18 protein-coding genes are annotated in these 17638 nt (G+C 43.0%); 17 read left to right on the forward strand and 1 reads right to left on the reverse strand.

Going from position 1 to position 17638, the window contains the following annotated elements:
* Positions 1–2 precede the first annotated feature (2 nt).
* From L4C42_RS02420 to L4C42_RS02430, 3 genes are all read left to right on the forward strand, one after another.
* Entirely contained in the window at positions 3–1520 is a 1518-nt protein-coding gene (locus tag L4C42_RS02420) for a pilus assembly protein TadG-related protein (RefSeq protein WP_429759189.1), read from the forward strand.
* Positions 1521–1529: 9 nt separating this feature from the next.
* The gene (locus L4C42_RS02425) at positions 1530–2162 is read left to right on the forward strand and encodes an OmpA family protein (protein ID WP_429759191.1); all 633 of its coding nucleotides are present in this window, start codon (positions 1530–1532) and stop codon (positions 2160–2162) included.
* Positions 2163–2345: 183 nt separating this feature from the next.
* Positions 2346–3794 carry a hypothetical protein gene (locus tag L4C42_RS02430; RefSeq protein WP_353496050.1) on the forward strand — a complete coding sequence of 483 codons (1449 nt, stop codon included), beginning with the start codon at positions 2346–2348 and terminating at the stop codon, positions 3792–3794.
* A 173-nt stretch (positions 3795–3967) separates the two neighbouring features.
* Here L4C42_RS02430 and L4C42_RS02435 read toward each other — a convergent pair whose 3' ends face one another.
* Positions 3968–4738: an AraC family transcriptional regulator gene (locus L4C42_RS02435; RefSeq protein ID WP_418641437.1), complete on the reverse strand. Its 771-nt coding sequence runs from the start codon at positions 4736–4738 to the stop codon at positions 3968–3970.
* A 452-nt stretch (positions 4739–5190) separates the two neighbouring features.
* On the opposite strand from L4C42_RS02435, the gene L4C42_RS02440 reads away from it, so the two are divergent.
* From L4C42_RS02440 to L4C42_RS02505, 14 genes are all read left to right on the forward strand, one after another.
* Positions 5191–5370, forward strand: a complete 180-nt coding sequence (locus L4C42_RS02440; RefSeq protein ID WP_353496052.1) for a Flp family type IVb pilin — start codon at positions 5191–5193, stop codon at positions 5368–5370.
* 62 nt (positions 5371–5432) lie between these two features.
* Complete coding sequence (locus L4C42_RS02445; RefSeq protein ID WP_353496053.1) at positions 5433–5945, forward strand: A24 family peptidase; 513 nt, start codon at positions 5433–5435, stop codon at positions 5943–5945.
* A 9-nt stretch (positions 5946–5954) separates the two neighbouring features.
* Positions 5955–7304 (forward strand): DUF8689 domain-containing protein, encoded by a 1350-nt coding sequence (locus L4C42_RS02450; RefSeq protein ID WP_353496054.1) that lies wholly within the window; start codon positions 5955–5957, stop codon positions 7302–7304.
* The gene (gene cpaB, locus L4C42_RS02455; protein WP_353496055.1) at positions 7297–8052 is read left to right on the forward strand and encodes a Flp pilus assembly protein CpaB; all 756 of its coding nucleotides are present in this window, start codon (positions 7297–7299) and stop codon (positions 8050–8052) included. The genes L4C42_RS02450 and cpaB overlap by 8 nt, the downstream gene beginning before the upstream one ends.
* Before the next feature lie 9 nt (positions 8053–8061).
* Positions 8062–9528, forward strand: a complete 1467-nt coding sequence (locus tag L4C42_RS02460) for a type II and III secretion system protein family protein (RefSeq protein WP_353496056.1) — start codon at positions 8062–8064, stop codon at positions 9526–9528.
* A 10-nt stretch (positions 9529–9538) separates the two neighbouring features.
* Complete coding sequence (locus tag L4C42_RS02465) at positions 9539–9811, forward strand: hypothetical protein (protein ID WP_353496057.1); 273 nt, start codon at positions 9539–9541, stop codon at positions 9809–9811.
* Between the two features lie 9 nt (positions 9812–9820).
* On the forward strand, positions 9821–11035 hold the full coding sequence (locus L4C42_RS02470) for a TadE/TadG family type IV pilus assembly protein (RefSeq protein ID WP_353496058.1): 1215 nt from the start codon (positions 9821–9823) through the stop codon (positions 11033–11035).
* Positions 11032–11466: a TadE family protein gene (locus L4C42_RS02475; RefSeq protein ID WP_353496059.1), complete on the forward strand. Its 435-nt coding sequence runs from the start codon at positions 11032–11034 to the stop codon at positions 11464–11466. Before L4C42_RS02470 ends, L4C42_RS02475 begins: the two co-directional genes overlap by 4 nt.
* Positions 11459–12001, forward strand: coding sequence for a TadE/TadG family type IV pilus assembly protein (locus L4C42_RS02480; protein ID WP_353496060.1), 543 nt, complete (start codon positions 11459–11461; stop codon positions 11999–12001). The genes L4C42_RS02475 and L4C42_RS02480 overlap by 8 nt, the downstream gene beginning before the upstream one ends.
* Positions 12002–12010: 9 nt before the next feature.
* On the forward strand, positions 12011–13231 hold the full coding sequence (locus L4C42_RS02485; RefSeq protein WP_353496061.1) for a CpaE/TadZ family protein: 1221 nt from the start codon (positions 12011–12013) through the stop codon (positions 13229–13231).
* Positions 13232–13247: 16 nt separating this feature from the next.
* A complete protein-coding gene (locus L4C42_RS02490) occupies positions 13248–14699 on the forward strand; it encodes a TadA family conjugal transfer-associated ATPase (RefSeq protein WP_353496062.1) in 1452 nt (483 codons plus the stop codon).
* 13 nt (positions 14700–14712) lie between these two features.
* Entirely contained in the window at positions 14713–15681 is a 969-nt protein-coding gene (locus L4C42_RS02495) for a type II secretion system F family protein (protein WP_418642283.1), read from the forward strand.
* A gap of 1 nt (position 15682) precedes the next feature.
* Complete coding sequence (locus L4C42_RS02500; RefSeq protein WP_353496064.1) at positions 15683–16603, forward strand: type II secretion system F family protein; 921 nt, start codon at positions 15683–15685, stop codon at positions 16601–16603.
* Positions 16604–16613: 10 nt separating this feature from the next.
* Positions 16614–17627 (forward strand): tetratricopeptide repeat protein, encoded by a 1014-nt coding sequence (locus L4C42_RS02505; RefSeq protein ID WP_353496065.1) that lies wholly within the window; start codon positions 16614–16616, stop codon positions 17625–17627.
* Positions 17628–17638: the final 11 nt, after the last annotated feature.

Consider the following 17638-nt stretch of genomic DNA (forward strand, 5'->3'; position numbering starts at 1 on the left):
CTGTGAAAAAAGTAACGTACTCTAAGAGAATTTGTCGTCAAAAGGGTGTCGCCTTTATTTGGCTGGGTATGACTTTGGTACCGATAATGGGTTTTAGTTTTTGGGCTGTTGAGGGCACTCGTTACGTTCAAGAACACAGTCGCGCTCGTGATGCTGCTGAAGCCGCTGCCATCGCTATTACTGTTCAGGATCAATCGGCCAATGCACCTGATTTGGCACTCCGCTATTTCAATAGTTACATTCGTGATATCGAGAGTAGTAAAGTGGAAACAGAGCGCTACTATCACGAAGAGAGTGAAAACGATACAGAGTATATTCAATATACAGTTGACGTAACCACCACTCATGCCTCTTGGTTCAAGAGCCATTTTATTCCTTCTTTTGACGAAAAACAGAAGATAACAGCAAGCTCTGTTGCTAGAAAGTACCCAGAATATTTAGGAGACAAGCTGGTCAATCTTGCTTTGGTTGCGGACTTTTCTGGTTCCATGAAAGGTAATAAAGTCGATAGCCTTAAAAAGGCTGTGAAGAGTATCGGTCAAGAAGTACTGGTAGCGCGAGAAGGAGAGGCTTCAATTGAAAATCGTATCGCGCTTGTACCGTTTAATATTCGAACTCAATCATCAGTGAGCGGAAGCGGATGTCTATCAGGTGGGATAGGTTCGTGTAACTCTGATAGTCAATTGAGATATAAAGGGAACTACCCAAAAGATGAGTTTTCAGTAAAGTATGAGAAGGTTGACTGGGGTAAGTGGAGTTCCTTGACATATTCCGGTTTAGAGTCTTGTCTTGAGGAAAACTGGGAGTCTTGTCAGGTTGATAACGTTGGAGTAGCGGATAGGCTCGAACAAGCAAAGCGAGTAAAGCATGTGATAGATAGTCATCGGAGTTTTAGTCTCCTAGAGCATCCTGATTATATTCGTTTTAAGAAAACTATTGATGATTTCGCAGTGGATAAGCGGAAGATTCGTAACTTTTCATTTGATCAGAACAATAACAACCTTTACTTAACAATTGCCAAAGGTAACTTTGAAACCATTCCGTTTACCAGTAAATACTCAGAATTAGAACGTATAGATAGTATGAGTCCAAATGGTGGCACTGCCGTGTATCAAGGTTTACTCAGAGCGATGCAAATGCTCTACGAAGAGCTCCCCAAACCAGATGCAACGGAAGAAGAAATAGAGATAGGTAATAACACTATCCCTATGATTATTATCTTGAGTGATGGAAAAGAAGATCCTTACCCAGAGATTTTTCAAAACTTGGTTGATAAAGGGCTCTGTGATAGAGCGAGGGAGTTTATTCCAGGTTTATTCATCGGCTTTGTCAGAATTCAGTACACTTTGGGTAGTGGAGACAGTGATCCATTTTGGATTTGCGTGACGGAAGAGGGGCAAAACTCCGAAGACTCACTCGACAAGATTGTTAGTGTGGACAATTTAGATTTGTTAACTGAAACAATCAAAGAACTGATTCGCAAAGGAGCGAAAGGCAGTGGAACGACCAAGCTGTATTAAGGGGATCTAATGACATATAAAACTTTAACTGTAGTCGTGACACTGACTTGGACGGTTTCTCAAGTCTATGCGGCACCAAGCGTTTACTGTGACAGTAAAGATAGCGAGATTCAATATAGTGTTTCGGTTGACAATGTGGTAGGAACAGGTAAACATCGACGAGGCTTCCTGGCGATTGAGCAGTTAAGCGAAGATAGAAGTTTGGCGAGTCGTCTTGCTGATGACGCTGCTGTTTTTGCTGCATCGGCGCCGTGTCAAACTCGTATTGTGAGTGGTACTGCAAATTTGATTGTCGGGGAACCTATAGCGCGACTTCACTTTGATTTTGATAAGTATGCTATTACGCCGATGGCCAAACGCGCCATTGACACTTTGTCGACCCAGCAGGTACTTAGCGATAAAACCCTGTCAATCGAGGGGCACACTGATAGTGTTGGTTCACAAGGGTATAATCAGGAATTGGGACTTAAAAGGGCTTTGTCAGTGTATGACTTACTGACAGAAATAGGTGTCGATAAAAATAACATCACAGTGCGTACTTATGGTGAGACGCAACCCTTAGTCCCAAACGATAGTTCTCAAAATCGTTCGTTAAACCGCCGTTCTGAGGTGTATATTTCATCTCAACACGAGAGCGATTGATCTTTACTTTGGTGAACTCCCTCTTAATTGATGAATAAGATCACACAATTGCGCTTCATTGTAGCGACACTGCTTTGGGGCTTTGATAGAATAGAAAATTATATCAGTAAGAAACCCTTCATTTTATAAAAATAAGCGGAATATGGAAATGTTCAGGCGGTTAAGAAGGATTATGAGGTTGTTGTGAATCTAGAAAAATTATTACCACATTTTAGAGCGAAAACATTGATCACGTTAGCAGGCGTGACGATGATGTCAGGCGCTTGGGCTTCTGAACTGGTTAATAGCAGTGAGCAGTCGGAATTAGACACTATTAACAGTGAATATTCGTCTCGTTACGGCGAAGTTGGCCTAGATGATACCATCTCTCTTTACAACAAGACTTCTTCAAGCATCGAAGCAAATAAAATTAAGCTGCTGAACAGTATTGATATCGTCAAAGCGGACTCTCAAGTATTCCAAGAGAAGCTTCTGCAAGGTGAATACGATGAAGGTATTGCTTTAGCATTACGTGGCGTATCGACCTCCATCAATAAGCTCAACACTGAGCTAGCGGATGCTGAAACCAAGCTTAAAGAACTCAATAAAACCATCGCTTCTAATCAAGCTAGCGTGACGCAAATTGAGCGTGATAAAAATGATCAATTATTGGCACTTTATCGCAGTATCAAAGACCGTCATTTAAAAGAAGCCAATGTGGTTCATCAAGAAAATTACTCAGGCAAACTTGAGTGTAAAGTGACTGAAAGTTTGTCTGCGTGTGTGAACCGCAACCTGCCTTATATGAAAAACGCTTTTGCACTTGAAAAGGGCGGTTCTGAGCGTATTAACCTGACGTCATACAAAGTGGTCGATGCAACGCAAAAGTTGAATGGTGACCTGACTTATACTGTCTCAGCTGAGTATAAAAATGCCTTTAACTCGAACTTAGAAGGTGAAATTCGTAAGGCTCTGAATCTTGATAAAATCAGATTTGTATTTCGCTCTAACTCTGCAAAAACAGATTATTACATTAATGATGAAAAAGTGGGCAGCGGTGACGTGATTGAGCTGTCCGGTAACTACGTCGGTGTTTATAGTGTCAAAGCCGTGAATAATGGTAAGACACAATCACTGCGTCTGAATTTGAAAAACGACGGGGATTATTTCTTCCCGTTTGCAAAGAAAACTCAGAAAAAATCTGTCGCTAAATCATCAGCACCTGCGGTAAAAAAGGCTACTCCTGCTGCCAATAGTGCAAAAAACAACCAGGCGGCACAAATCACGAAGAAAGTGCTAAATGATCCTAAATCGGCCGAAATGAAAAAACTACCAAAGCAGGAAGTTGGCACGTTTTCTAATACCGTCGTATACAAAGACGAAGTCTTTACCTATTTGTACCCAGTGTATCGCGGTAATAATAAATCAGCAGAAGTGTTCTTAAGCCGCGCTGACGCGACACAATATTGTGAGCAAAAACTGTCGTCTAAGTTGCCAACTAAAGCCGCTTACAAGTACCTAGAGCTGTATACAGATCTAAAGCCGGGTGATTATTGGACAGCAGAAGGGCGCGTTTACTCTTCGCAGAAGAAAGATGTATTTGACAAGACGTTTGATACTAACCGCTTTATTTGTATGGTGAGCATGAATTAGCGGTTTTTTTATCGAGCTTGATATTCCCTGTTTGAGAAGCGAACACAAGAGTGGTCACAACGGTTGTGTGACTCTCGAGGCCTGATTTCGATATTTCATCGGAGTTGGGCTTTTTAGTTGACGGCTTTCTCTATTGGTGTTTCTTGGTTCGTGTAGGCCTGTTTAGCATTCGCTCAGCTAATCTTAAGTATCCCTTTAAAATTTCGAAAAGTTCCAGGGCTCATGCCTGTTTTCTTCTTAAAAAATCTCGAGAAGTAAGAGACATCTTTAAAACCACTTTGATAAGCGATAGCAGAGATTTGTTTAACTTCATTTGCGAGCAATAAACGCTTGGCATGTTCGAGTCTCAACTGGCTTACATGATCTCTGAAGCTTCGACCGACTTTTTTATGGAAGACGCGGGAGAAGTGCTGGGTAGATAGATGACAGTGTGCTGCCACATCAACCTCTCTTAGGTTTTCGTTATAGTGCTTCTCTATGTAGTCTAACGCTGCATCAATGGTGTTGAGTTCTGGTCTCGTTTGTTGCTGATTAACTTCCTTTCTTATTTGTGTTTCACTTACGCTTGATACAGTAGGTTGGGTGTCTCCGTTTTTTTCCAGCAAAGACGTAACATGTTCAAACGCGAGTGCGGTTTTCTTAAGTGCATGAGGGGATGTGATATCTACATGTGCTTTGACGAGCCCACTCTTTAAATAAGCCTCAGGAATACTCGAGTCGTGAAACAGTACGAGGGTTTTGGAGAGATTCTGGCAGATTTTCAAAAGTGTTAATAGTGTAGTGTCATTATCATAACTTTCTGAAAAGTAAAAACAAAACCGTTGAGAGGGCTGGGTGATTACAGAAACATCGTCCCCAACTTCAATCACAGTGATCTTTTCGCTTAAATAGTCTCGTATAACCTTTGGAAGCAAAATAGTCGGCTTCCCCATCCAATACGCCATTTTTCTCTCTCAAAAGTGCGACAATCCGCTTAAACTATATTATTAGCTTAGTAGCACAGGATTTTTTTACCAAAAAACATCATAAAAGTGACACCTAAACTTAAAACAATCTCATTGTTAATACACTCAATACAGTTAAAGGCATGATTTTTCTTTGACTGGCGCATTTTAAACGGCCTCTATATTTAGAGTTCTAGCAGTAGGACACTATGAAAGTGATGTTTATTAGTCAACCAATTGCTTTAATTTCTAAGTCTGAGTTGACTATTTTATGCTATAGCTAAAACATAAGTTTACCCGTGAATTAACTTATGTTTAAAAAATCAGAATTGTTTTATCGTAGTAGATGTCAAAATAGTTACACAAATTGAATAAGAAAGTCCTAACTAAACAGCATATATTCTCCTAATTTGAAAGAGCGTTAAGCAAACAGAGACCAAAAGGAGATTGTTATGTCGACGCTAACTAAATTGTGTAAGGATTTCATCAAAGATGAAGAAGGTTTAACAATATTAGAGTATGTCATTGGCGCAGCTTTAATTATCACAGTCTTCGTTATCGCAGGCGGCGGTATTTGGGGAGACTTGAAAACAGAACTTGATTCACAAATTGACAAAGTTGAGGCGTTATAAGTCTGAAGCGAGTGACCATGACCTCATTTTTAGGTCGTGGTCATACGGCTTGGAGGGGTAAAATGGATTTTATCGAGTATGCGTTATGGCTTCCACTTCTAACGGTAGCAGTGTTTGATATTAGAGATAATCGAATTCCAAACAATTGGGTAATTCTTTCTCTAATTACAATGGTAGCGGCTCTTGCCTTAAAATATAACGGGTTAACAAACATACCAGCATCTAATCTTATCGCTTTTTTCCTGATGTTAGCGTTGGGTTTTGTTTTGTTTAGTATGAGGGTAATGGCTGGCGGTGACGTTAAGCTCATGGCCGTGTTAGCTCTCGGAACCGGGCTTGAACACTTGGCAACGTTTTTAATGGCAACCGTGCTGTGTGGCGCGGTATATGGTCTTTTCTATCTTTTCAGTTACATCTCACGTTCTCATCTAACTGTAAAGGATCAAGCTCTTAAGTACGTTAGGGAGCAGATCGTTTTGAGGCGTCATTTAGCGACCAGAATTTCCAACAAGCTCCGCCTTCCATTCGCTCCAGCGATCATTACTGGATTTGCGCTATACCCGATGTGGGTTTAAGGACAGTTTATGAATGCCATTACGTCTTTAGCAAACAAACCTTTGCTTTCACCTCAAATTGATCCGCCTCCAATGCCTTCTGCATTGAAGGAGCTTGATATACCGGTGGTTGTGCTGGAAAACTTAGTATTGAAGCATATTGCACACCTTACCAAAGCTACGGTTCTTGAGCTGGCAGATGCAATGGGAGTGAGTACACATATTGTCGACGAGTTACTCAATTATCTTAGAAAGCGCTCGCTGTTGGAAGTGTTCCAACCTATGGGACTTAGTGGCTCAGCTGATTATAGTAACAATCATGTGCGCTATGGGTTGTCAGCCTCTGGCGAGCAAGAGGCTGATTTAGCATTTATGAAAGACGCTTACGTCGGTCCAGCTCCAGTGTCGTTGGATGACTATCGAAGAGTTGTGGCTCTGCAAGATGTTAGAGTAAACAGTATCGGACATGAGCAAATTGCTGGGGCTCTTCGAGGAGTTTTTGGCGCAGACAAAATGATCGAGATCCTCGGGCCGGCGCTCAATTCTGGTCGAGCGCTTTTGTTGTATGGAAACTCTGGTACAGGTAAAAGCTTCGTAGCAGCGCAACTTATTAACTCATTTGAATCGTCGATCTATATACCATTCGCAGTATACACATCTGGTAGCATTATTAGAGTCTTTTCAGACGCACACCATAAGATGTTGGACAACAACTCAACGGCCAATCGTATTCACTTCAATGAGCAGTACGATAAACGATGGGCGCTGTGTGAGCGGCCAAATATTCAAGTAGGTGGCGAACTTACGATGGAGATGCTGGAGGTAAATCACTCTCAACACAACCGTGTTTGGTTAGCACCACTTCAGATGCTGGCTAATAATGGACTGCTTATTATTGATGACTTAGGTAGACAAAAAATATCAGTGGGAGCATTGCTCAATCGCTGGATTGTGCCGATGGAATATTACGTGGATTATCTGCAGTTGCCGAATGGACAACAAGCGGCTATTCCGTTCACGCTTAATTTAGCTTTCTCAACGAATTTAAATCCCCTAGATATAGGTGACCCTGCTTTTTTACGTCGTTTAGGATACAAAATAGAGTTCTTCCCTTTAAACCAAGAAGATTACATGACTCTTATAGAAGAAGTATCAGAAAGTAGAGGGCTAACTATAAATTCGGAGTTTAGGGAAATGGTATTGCGACTACATAGCACAGATAGAACACCATTTTACCCTTGTATCCCTAAAGACATTATTGGGATATGTAGTGATATTATAAAATTTAATCAAGAATCGCACGTAATTACGCCATCTATATTGGAGTCAGCATGGCGACTATATTGCACTTCCGATGGAATGGGAGGAAATAATGAGTAAATCACAAGTCTTTTTGTTGATGTTGATATCTGCTGTATTAGGCTTGGCTGCTGTATATATCGCCAAGCAATGGATGGAAGAACAGAACCAGCCGCAGGTTGTCACAGAGACGGTTGAAAGAGAGCCAGTGGTCTTTGTCGAACAGGAGATCATCGCAGGTACGATAATAGAGAGCAAACATCTGTCGGTTAAGTTATTAGAAACTGATTGGGTCGACGATGAAGACCATTTCTCTGCTGTCGATGATGTTGTCGGAAAAGTTGCCAGCACATCGTTGTTTCCGGGTGAAATTGTTCATTCTTATCGACTCTCTGTTCCAGGGGAGGGCTCTACACTTGCGGCTGTGATAGAAGATGATAAGCGAGCCGTGACGATTCGAGTCAATGATGTCATAGGTGTAGCAGGCTTTTTGCTTCCGGGGAACAAAGTAGATGTTCTTAGCACTGTTAAGTTTAATCAAACTCGGTCTAAGACAAATACCGTGTTGAAAAACATTAAAGTGTTAGCAGTAGACCAAACAGCCAGAACCAACGACAACAAGCCTGTCATTGTAAGAGCGGTGACGCTGGAAGTGACACCAAAAGAAGCTGAAAAGCTTTTAACCGCAAAAAGCAATGGCGAAATACAACTCGCGCTGCGAAATCCTCACCAAAAAGACAAGCCAGTCGCGAAAAGGACTTACGTTCCACAACCAAGTGTAACGATCATTAAAGGGACTCAATCCTCAAATATAAGAGTAAGGGATTAAGGTAATACTATGAAATGGATTGTCAGTATACTCATCGCTTATCTTTTTAGCACAGTTTCGTTGGCAGCAACTCAAGCTGGAAAGTTAGTTAGTGTTCCTCATCACAAGTCTAAGAACGTCATCCTTGCAGGCAAGGCGAAGCGTGTCTCTCTGGGAGATCCAGATGTACTTGATATTGTAATGCTCCGCTCTAATGAAGTGTTTCTGATCGGCAAAAAGCTTGGTTCAACAAATCTGATGGCATGGGATTCTAGAGGACGATTGATTGAGTCCATCAATATCGAAGTGACTCACGATCTCAATGGAGTGAAGTCCAAACTCTATGAATTCTTACCAAACGAAACCATTGAAGTTCACAGTTCGCAAGACAAGCTGATACTCAGCGGGCAGGTTAGCAACCAAGCGGTTATGAACATGGCCGTTAAAGTAGCCGAAACCTTCACCGCTGGTGCACCGGCTGACGAGGGTACGGAATCTAAAGATGAAACGGTAGCTGATACCAAGGTGATTAATTTAATGTCGATAGGGGGCGCTCAGCAAGTCATGCTCGAAGTGACGGTAGCTGAGGTGCAACGCAGTTTGGTTCGACGATTTGATTCTGATTTCCACTTCTTCAACCAAAATGGCAACTTCGGTTGGGGTGCCACTAGTGGTGGTGGTGTCATCGATGCAATTGGTGGCGGTGTCGGGCCAATCTTTAATGTTCCTAGTATCGAAGAAACGGGCTTGTTGGCGACTTTCCTAGACGGAAATACTTTGTTTACGCTAGCACTAGATATCGCGAAAGAGAATGGTGTGGCCAAGGTATTAGCAGAGCCAAACTTAACAGCATTGAGTGGTTCTAAGGCTGAATTTTTGGCTGGTGGTGAGTTTCCTATTCCGGTTCCCAACAGAGATGGTATCACAGTCGAGTATAAAGAGTATGGTGTCGGTCTCAAGTTCGTCCCAACCATTCTTTCTGATCAAAAGATCAATCTGGTTTTATCTGTCGATGTTAGTGAAATAGCCAACTCAGGTTCACTCACTCTAGACCCCATAGAGACCAATGCAACCTACATTATTCCTCCCATTACTAAGCGCACAGCTGCTTCAACATTGGAACTGGCTGACGGGCAAACGATCGGGATTGCAGGGCTACTTAGTGAAAACGTAAGAGATGTCTCTAGCAAGCTACCGGGAGTTGGCGATGTACCCGTACTAGGGCAGCTTTTCAACAGTCAAGAATTTATATCGGGTGAAACTGAGTTGGTCATCCTTGTTACACCAAGACTGGCGACGCCTGTGGATCGTTCAAAATTGCTTTTGCCAACGGATGCTTTTGTTAAACCCAATGATGTTGAATTTTATCTGCTTGGGCAAGGGGCATACATCGCAGAGATGGATGACGCAAGCAACCCTAACCAACAAAGTCAAACGACTACGACAGTTCCATCTAATCAAGGTGGCTCTGAAGGTTCATTTGGACACTCGCTATAAGGGACATGCAATGAACAGACAAACATTAGGAATTATGCTAGCGACATTTGTTCTTTTCGGATGTGCAAATGATGCGCCACTGGGACAATCGGTAGCCAGGCTCAAGTATGAACAAACTTACGATCACAACGCTACAGCCAACAACTTAGGCGTTGTACCAACTGGCACTGGGGCTAGGATGCAAGTGGCCTATGACGAGTACGCAGGTCAGTCCGCTTACGATGGCAAAGCGGAAAAAGTTCTTGGAAAAGACTTAGTCCAGCAAAGAAGAAGTTCTAGATAGAGGTGATGTATGAATCGCGCTCGGAAAATGACGAAATCAACAAAACGGCAAAAAGGATTAACTCTGATCCTCTTTACGTTGGTGTTTATTGTTTTTATGTTTTTCGCTGGTTTGGCATTCGATTTTAATCATGCCACTTTGAACAAAACGCGATTACAAAACAGTGTTGATGCGGCGGCGCTCGCTGCTGCGGTCAAGGTCAGTGATGGCTTTGACACGACGGTAGCAACGGCAGCAGCTAAAACGGCAATAGCAACCCTATTTTCTTCTACAGGAAACACCGAAGTGACGGTTCCGGATGCGTCCATTGCCGTTCAATACTCCAATGACCCTCAAAATTTTTCGGGAAGTTATGACTCAACGCTGGTGACCTTTGTCAGAGTCTCCGTAGCGGACGTACCACTAACCAGCTTTTTTATCGGCTTTTTTGGTTCTTCCAAACAGGGTGCAGCCAGCGCTGTTGCGGGGCCAAGTTCATCCCTGAATTTTGCTTGTAACATTGTCCCGATTGCTGTCTGTGCTGCGACCATAAGTGGTAGCAACGACTTTTTGGGGTTTAATTTCCATGAAGTGTATGAACTGAAAGTCGCAGACCACAACGCATCTCAAATGGGCCCGGGTAACTTTCAACTATTAGATTTTGGTTCAGGTGCTAGTACTGTGCGTGATGCCTTAGCAGGTGGTTTTGATGGTTGTATTGATATTACTGAAAATGCAACAACGAAACCGGGTAACACCATCGGTCCAGTAGGTCAGGGTCTCAATACGCGATTTGGGGATTACTCTGGTGGCGGGGTAAATGCTGTAGATTTCCCACCTGACGTATACGTTAGAGAGCCCACTACAGAAGCGACAACTGACAACGATGGTAACGTGGTATATGACAATTCATTCCTATACTCCGATTATTTAGCAGGCGCGGCCGGATGTGACGGCTCGGCAAGTGGTGATTGTACCTCAGGAAACAAAGGTAGACGCATTTTACCAATACCTATGGTTGATTGTACCGGTTCTGGTGGTGGGGCGACGACGCTACCTATTACCTCGATTGGTTGCTTCTTCTTACTGCAAAAAGCACCGAACAATAATGGGGCAAAACAAGGGGTGTTTGGTGAGTTTTTAGAAGACTGCACAGTCGAGAACGGTAGCTTTGGGTCTGTTCCAAGCACTGAAGGTTTGTTTAAGATTCAGCTCTATAAAGATCCTGGGAGTGGTGAATCATGAGATATAAAGCACCTGATAATCAGCGTGGACTCGCGGTCATAGAGTTAGTGTTAGTGACGCCACTTATCATCATCTTTATGGCTCTGTTTTTAGAAGTAGGTAGCTTCTTTATTGACCACCAGACACTCAATAAGATGGTTCGCAATGGTGCCCGTCATGCGGTTACAGAGGTGTACGGTACGGTAGGGGGCGGTATTGCAGACACAGATGAGATAAAGAATTTAGTCGTTTATGGAGTGAGATCAGGCGGAACGGAATCGTTGCTCGATGGTGTAACAGTGGACGATGTAACAGTCGTAGAAGCCGGAAGTCTAATCACGGTCAGTGCAAACTACACCTACTCTCCGCTCTATTCGACGATACCGTTCTTGACGCAGGCATTGAGCGTCACCATGTCAGCTTCTGCAATAATGGAGAAGAGAGATGACTAGGCATATAAAAGGGCGTGGAAGAAACTCTTCCAGAGGGTTAACGATTCTTGAGTTCACCTTGACAGTGTTAGTTTCAATGCTTCTGGTTCTTTCTGCATTTGAATTTGGACGCTATGTATATTCAATGCAAATGCTAAACGAAATGACGAGAAAAGCGGCACGATTAGCGGCGGTGTGCTCTATCGGTGATCGTGACGATATTAAAGATCTCGCAGAGATTGTCGAAAACCGTCCTTATGGTTTCACAGCCAGTGATCTGGAAATTGCCTACCTAGATCGAGATGGAAGTGCAGTTGCGGTTGATGGGTTTAGTTCGATGTCAACTGATGACAAAGATGATGTGCTCGCACAAGTAAGATATGTACAAGCGTTCGTATCGGACGATTATAAATTTCAGTTTGTCCGATTTCTATCATTTTTAGGGGATGCAGGAAGCATAAAAGTACCTAATTACCAGACGGTTATACCGGCGGAAAGCCTTGGTGTTGTGAGACCAACCCAAAGCTCCCCATCCGGTGCTACTGAAGACTGCTAGGAGGCGATCATGGGAGAAGCGGTGCCGATCAAAAACAATATAGGTGTTGGGGTTCAATTTTCATTAAAGACCAACCTTCATATTTGGACTTTACACAGTTCGAATGAGTTCAAAAGTCACATTCGTAGTGAACTTGCTCGCAGCAAGAACACAGTGGTTGAGTATATTTCACTTTCAGCTGTGAGCGAGGAAGGGTTATCTAGTTTTCACGAACCAGACATCATCATTGTAGAAGCGAGCGAGGACTGGGCTGAGAAGATTGCGGATCTGCAAAAATACAATCTACCTTTCGGTGAAAATGAGGTCTCGTTGTTAGTCTTCGGTGATGACAATGACAGTGGAAATCTCAAGTTAGCACTCAAGCTCGGTGCCGCCGACTATTACTCCCGCCATGCTGAGATAGAGGTATTCGTCCCATTTCTAAGAGAGATAGCAGAGCGTAAAATCGCAAACAGGAAGATGGGAGAGCTTTTTCTGTTTATGAATGCGAAAGGTGGTAATGGGGCTTCTACTTTAGCATTAAACTCCGCTGTCGCGCTCGCAGAGAAATTTCCTAATCAAGTGCTCCTAATCGATATTGACACTCAGTTTGGGCTACTCAATGAGTACTTAGATATCTCGCCCAAATATGGTTTGGTTGAAGCGATTGAGACACTCCAGGATATGGATGAAGCCTCTATAAGCAGTCTTGTGACTAAGTATGGCGGTAAGCTGCACACCATCGGTTTCACAAGAGGACAAAGTAGTATCGCTATCGCGAAATCAACCGATGTTCAAAAGTTAATACCTATGCTTAGGCAGTACTACAAATACGTGATTATTGACTTTTCGAGAGGCATTGATCCGATTTTTTCACCACTAGTAACGCCTGCAACTAAGATATTTTTGGTACTGCAGCAAAACTATATGTCACTTAAAAATACCAGTCATCTTGTCAAGAGCCTAAAGCTAGAGTTTGGTGTTGTTACCGATAGTTTGAATATTGTAATTAACCGTTTTGATCAAGGTCAGTCTATCTCCATCAAGGATGTAGAAGCGACCGTTCCTAACATTAAAGTGGATGTTATCCCTAATGACTTCAAGAACGCAAATGAGAGTGCCAACTTAGGCAAGCCAGTCGTCGAATACCGTAGAAAAAGTGCTATTGGTAAAGCGATAAATAAGCTCTGCTCAGACCTGATGCCTGAAGAGTCTAAACAGAAAGGGTGGCTAGCGCGCTTATTCAGCTAGTCCAAGGAGGGATGGTATGTTTTTTAGGAAGAATAGCAGTCCAAACAATGAGTTAGAAAGTCATGTAAAAGGTAGTCGAGACTCTAAATCCATCGATAGTGTTAAAACCATCAGCGAGGTCGAGACAACGTCAGACACTGAAGATGTTCATGATGTTGTCAGCCTTAAACAAAAAGCAATTGAAGACACAAGAAAGCAGTTGGAACAAGATCTTGCTGTTAAGCACTACTTCCATAGAAAATTAATGGACACGCTGGACTTGGGTTTATTGGCGTCTTTGGAAGAGAAAACGGCGAGAACTGAGCTTCAAAATGCTGTTTGCCAATTGATGGACGACGATAACGAGCATCCCTTGAGTTTGGAGGGTAGACAGCGCGTCTTATCTCAGATCGAAGATGAAGTATTTGGCTTAGGTCCTCTAGAACCACTGCTAAAAGATACCTCGGTGTCGGATATCTTGGTCAATGGTGCCAAAAATGTTTATGTCGAACGCTTCGGTCGACTTGAGAAAACACCGTATACGTTTCTAGACGACCGGCATTTACGTAATATTATTGATCGGATTGTAAGCCTTGTGGGCCGCAGGATCGATGAAGCGTCACCTATGGTCGACGCTCGATTGACCGATGGTTCGAGGGTCAATGCGATTATCCCACCTCTTGCTATTGATGGTCCATCAGTGTCGATACGTCGATTTGCCGTTGATAGGCTCACCATGGACAACTTGTTGGAGCTGGATTCGGTATCACCTGAAATGGCAATGTTCGTAGAAGGAGCAGTAAAAGGAGAGCTCAACGTATTGATTTCCGGAGGTACAGGCTCTGGTAAGACAACGACTCTTAATATTTTTTCTGGCTTCATCCCATCAGATCAACGCATTATTACAATTGAAGACTCAGCAGAACTTCAGCTCCAACAACCCCATGTCATTCGCTTGGAAACCAGACCAGCCAACTTAGAAGGCAAAGGTGAAATCACGCAGCGCGAGTTAGTTAAAAACTCACTACGTATGCGACCTGACCGTATTGTTGTTGGTGAGGTGAGGGGCAGTGAGGCGGTCGATATGTTGTCTGCGATGAACACAGGTCATGATGGCTCACTCGCTACTATTCACGCCAATACACCTCGCGATGCATTGAGCCGGGTTGAAAACATGTTTGCTATGGCAGGTTGGACGATATCGGCTAAAAACTTGAGGTCACAAATTGCTTCAGCAATTCACATTGTCGTTCAAATGGAACGTCAGGAAGATGGCAAACGAAGAATGGTGTCAATTCAAGAAATCAATGGCATGGAGGGAGAAGTTATAACCATGTCGGAGATCTTTAGGTTTGAGCGAGAGGGTGTCGATAGTGAAGGTAACGTAAAAGGGAAGTATGTAGCGACAGGAGTGGTACCCGATTGCCATTCTCACCTAACGAAGCGGGGCATCGATGTACCGTTTGAACTTTTTAATGATTTAAAGTGAGTGTTAGGGAGAACTGAAGATGAGTATGACACTGTTTTTTGTACTGATTTTTACGGCTGTATTTATTATTTCACAGGCACTCATCCTTCCTGCGGCTGGTAAAAAAGTAAAACATATAGAGCTCACGAAGCGGCTAAATAAAGCAAAAGGCCAGCTTGATAGTGAAAGCATCACACTGCTTAATGATTATTACAATAAATCCCTATCGCCTATTGATAGAAGGCTAGTATCAATCAAGTATTTTGCAAACATGAAGAAAATGCTTGAGTTGGCAGGTGTAAAAATGGGGCTAGGAGATATATTGGCACGCACAATATTGATCTGCTTGTTGATAACGGTTGCTTTGTTGTTGATGGACTACCCTTGGTATTTAGGCCTAGTAGCAAGTGTTATTATTATTTCTGGTGTGATCTTTTATATAAACTGGAAGATAAACAGTCGATTAGAGAAATTTGAGGAGCAACTTCCTGAAGCCCTAGATATCATGCGCCGAATGTTGCAAGCAGGGCAACCTTTGACTCAGGCTTTTCGAGAGGTGGGATATGAACTGCCAAACCCAGCAGGGGAAGAGTTTAAACATACCTTCAACCTTCTCAATTTTGGTTATGACCTGAAGATTGCCATTCTTTCAATGGCAGATAGAGTTCCCACTGTCTCCATGTTGGCTTTTTCATCAGCTGTGTTATTGCAAAAAGACACTGGTGGTAACTTAGCGGAGAACTTACAGAAGGTGTCAGTGGTTTTACGAGCCAGATTTAAACTCGCAAGGAAAATCAAAACACTATCCGCAGAAAGTCGTATGGGCGCATGGATATTGGTCTTGGCTCCGTTTGTGCTATTTATGGCTCTTTACTTGGGTAATAGAGAGTTTGTGGAGCCATTGTGGACGGATCCACGAGGCATAAAATCAGTGATTTTTGGAATGGTAAGTTTACTGATTGGCGCTATTTGGATTAAGAAAGTAGTGAACATCGAGGTGTAACATGGACGTGCTTGCAACTCTAGATATACCGCGTGAATGGGTATTTTTAGCCGTGCTAATGTTGGCGGTGACAATACTCGTGTTTGGTATCGGTTTCTTATTTGTTGGTGCCAAATCTGCGTTAGATAGGAGAGTTCATAACCTTGCCTCTCCTGAGCAAAAACAGGAAAAGAGCAAAGTGATTGATACACTCGAGTCTTTGGCTCCTTTCTATGTACCAAGTTCCGAAAAAGAGCAGCAAAATGTTCGGCTAAAGCTGATGCATGCTGGTTTCCACAATAAAAATGCTATTGCTAACTTCTACGCGTTGAAAATGCTGTCATTCACGATAGGTGCAGTTTTAGCCGTGGCTGTGTTTGTTTTGAGCTCTAACGGCAGTCAAAGCATCCTATTTGCGGCACTGTTGGTATTTATTGGATTATTCGCGCCCAACTTTATATTGGCGCGTATAGCATCTAAAAGACAAAGAAGAATTAGAGCCGGAATACCCGACACTTTGGATTTGTTGGTGGTATGTACAGAGTCCGGTCTAGGTTTTTTGGCTGCGATGAAACGAGTCGCGAGTGAGACATTTATCTCGCACCCTGAGTTAGCTGATGAGCTCGAAACGATTTGTGCCAAAGTGAAAGCTGGTGTTGAGTTACCCAGAGCTTTCGACGAGTTGGTAATTAGAACCGGTTTGAGCGAGCTTAAAGGGCTTGTGAGTATGTTGTCACACGCTTCTAGGATTGGTGGCAGCCTATCCGATACTTTAAGAGACTATAATGAAGATTATCGAGATAGAAGAAACCAAGCTGCAGAGGAAATTGCAGCCAAAATACCGACTAAAATGCTGTTCCCAATGTTGCTATTTATCTGGCCTTGCTTCTTTATCGTGGCAATAGGACCTGCGGTTATAACGATAGTGTCGGCATTCGAATAAGGAAAATACGATGAAACGACTTACCTCACTTTTGATGTTAGCTTTAACGTTCGTTATTTTTGGTTGCTCGTCTACCGATACGGGTTCCAAATATGACACTTCTTTATACCAAGGAAGACCTATTGACACCCTGACTCAAGATCCTCCACCTCAATCAGAGGTTGAGGCAATTCAGAGGGGGGATGCGGCGCTCAATGCGGGTAACATTGACCTAGCGCTATATGAATATATTCGCTCCCTTTCTTTTGACAACCTAGCATACAAGGATCAGACCCTATATACGATCGGTAAGATTCATCTGTCTCGAGGCAACAATGACTTAGCTGAGCGCGCACTGAATATGTCAATAAATGCGAACCCAAATAACAGTAAGTCGTTGGAGCAGTTAGGTATGTTTTACGCTAGTACAGGCCGTGTGTCTGAGAGTGAGAGTTTCTTCTTAAGAGCGGTAAATGCAGACCAGCTGAGATTCTCGTCGCAACATACGATTCAGCGAGAGGATGTAAGCATCGGTCTCATTGAGTCGCTAAACACAGATCGAACATCACCTGGCTATGCATATATGGGGTTAGGGGTGCTTTCAGATGTTGATAATGAATACGACATTGCACGTGCCTTTTATGATAAAGCGGGCTCAATCTTGCCGTTTGAGAACAAGGTTCTTCTCAATATGGGTTACTCCTACTACATGTCTGGAGATTACACTAAAGCCAGTACGTTTACCCAGCGAGCACTGAACCGAGAGCCTGATAGTGAAAAAGCACAAAACAACATGGCGCTTATCTACTTAGCTCAAGGTTATGAAAATCGAGCTTTGAACATGTTTAGCCGTCACCTAGAAAGACCTGAAGCCCTTAACAACGTGGGCTATTTCTTGATGTTGAAAGGCAAACCCGAGCGCGCTATTCCTTATTTCCAACAGGCAATAGACGCGAAACCGTCTTACTACAAGTTGGCAAACGAGAATCTTGATCGTGCTCTTTCGGAGGTACGCAACAAAGAAATTATCATTACCAACAACTAGCCTTACTTTTA

The sequence above is a fragment of the Vibrio wakamikoensis genome, assembly GCF_050337275.1.
Classification (GTDB): domain Bacteria; phylum Pseudomonadota; class Gammaproteobacteria; order Enterobacterales; family Vibrionaceae; genus Vibrio; species Vibrio chaetopteri.

What these genes read in the sequence shown, in the direction of transcription:
- L4C42_RS02485 (WP_353496061.1), top strand. Translation starts at nt 12,011, where the DNA reads ATGGGAGAAGCGGTGCCGATCAAAAACAATATAGGTGTTGGGGTTCAA.
- L4C42_RS02470 (WP_353496058.1), top strand. Translation starts at nt 9,821, where the DNA reads ATGAATCGCGCTCGGAAAATGACGAAATCAACAAAACGGCAAAAAGGA.
- L4C42_RS02450 (WP_353496054.1), top strand. Translation starts at nt 5,955, where the DNA reads ATGAATGCCATTACGTCTTTAGCAAACAAACCTTTGCTTTCACCTCAA.
- L4C42_RS02425 (WP_429759191.1), top strand. Translation starts at nt 1,530, where the DNA reads ATGACATATAAAACTTTAACTGTAGTCGTGACACTGACTTGGACGGTT.
- L4C42_RS02490 (WP_353496062.1), top strand. Translation starts at nt 13,248, where the DNA reads ATGTTTTTTAGGAAGAATAGCAGTCCAAACAATGAGTTAGAAAGTCAT.
- L4C42_RS02480 (WP_353496060.1), top strand. Translation starts at nt 11,459, where the DNA reads ATGACTAGGCATATAAAAGGGCGTGGAAGAAACTCTTCCAGAGGGTTA.
- L4C42_RS02445 (WP_353496053.1), top strand. Translation starts at nt 5,433, where the DNA reads ATGGATTTTATCGAGTATGCGTTATGGCTTCCACTTCTAACGGTAGCA.
- L4C42_RS02500 (WP_353496064.1), top strand. Translation starts at nt 15,683, where the DNA reads ATGGACGTGCTTGCAACTCTAGATATACCGCGTGAATGGGTATTTTTA.
- L4C42_RS02465 (WP_353496057.1), top strand. Translation starts at nt 9,539, where the DNA reads ATGAACAGACAAACATTAGGAATTATGCTAGCGACATTTGTTCTTTTC.
- L4C42_RS02505 (WP_353496065.1), top strand. Translation starts at nt 16,614, where the DNA reads ATGAAACGACTTACCTCACTTTTGATGTTAGCTTTAACGTTCGTTATT.
- cpaB (WP_353496055.1), top strand. Translation starts at nt 7,297, where the DNA reads ATGAGTAAATCACAAGTCTTTTTGTTGATGTTGATATCTGCTGTATTA.
- L4C42_RS02440 (WP_353496052.1), top strand. Translation starts at nt 5,191, where the DNA reads ATGTCGACGCTAACTAAATTGTGTAAGGATTTCATCAAAGATGAAGAA.
- L4C42_RS02460 (WP_353496056.1), top strand. Translation starts at nt 8,062, where the DNA reads ATGAAATGGATTGTCAGTATACTCATCGCTTATCTTTTTAGCACAGTT.
- L4C42_RS02435 (WP_418641437.1), bottom strand. Translation starts at nt 4,738, where the DNA reads ATGGCGTATTGGATGGGGAAGCCGACTATTTTGCTTCCAAAGGTTATA.
- L4C42_RS02475 (WP_353496059.1), top strand. Translation starts at nt 11,032, where the DNA reads ATGAGATATAAAGCACCTGATAATCAGCGTGGACTCGCGGTCATAGAG.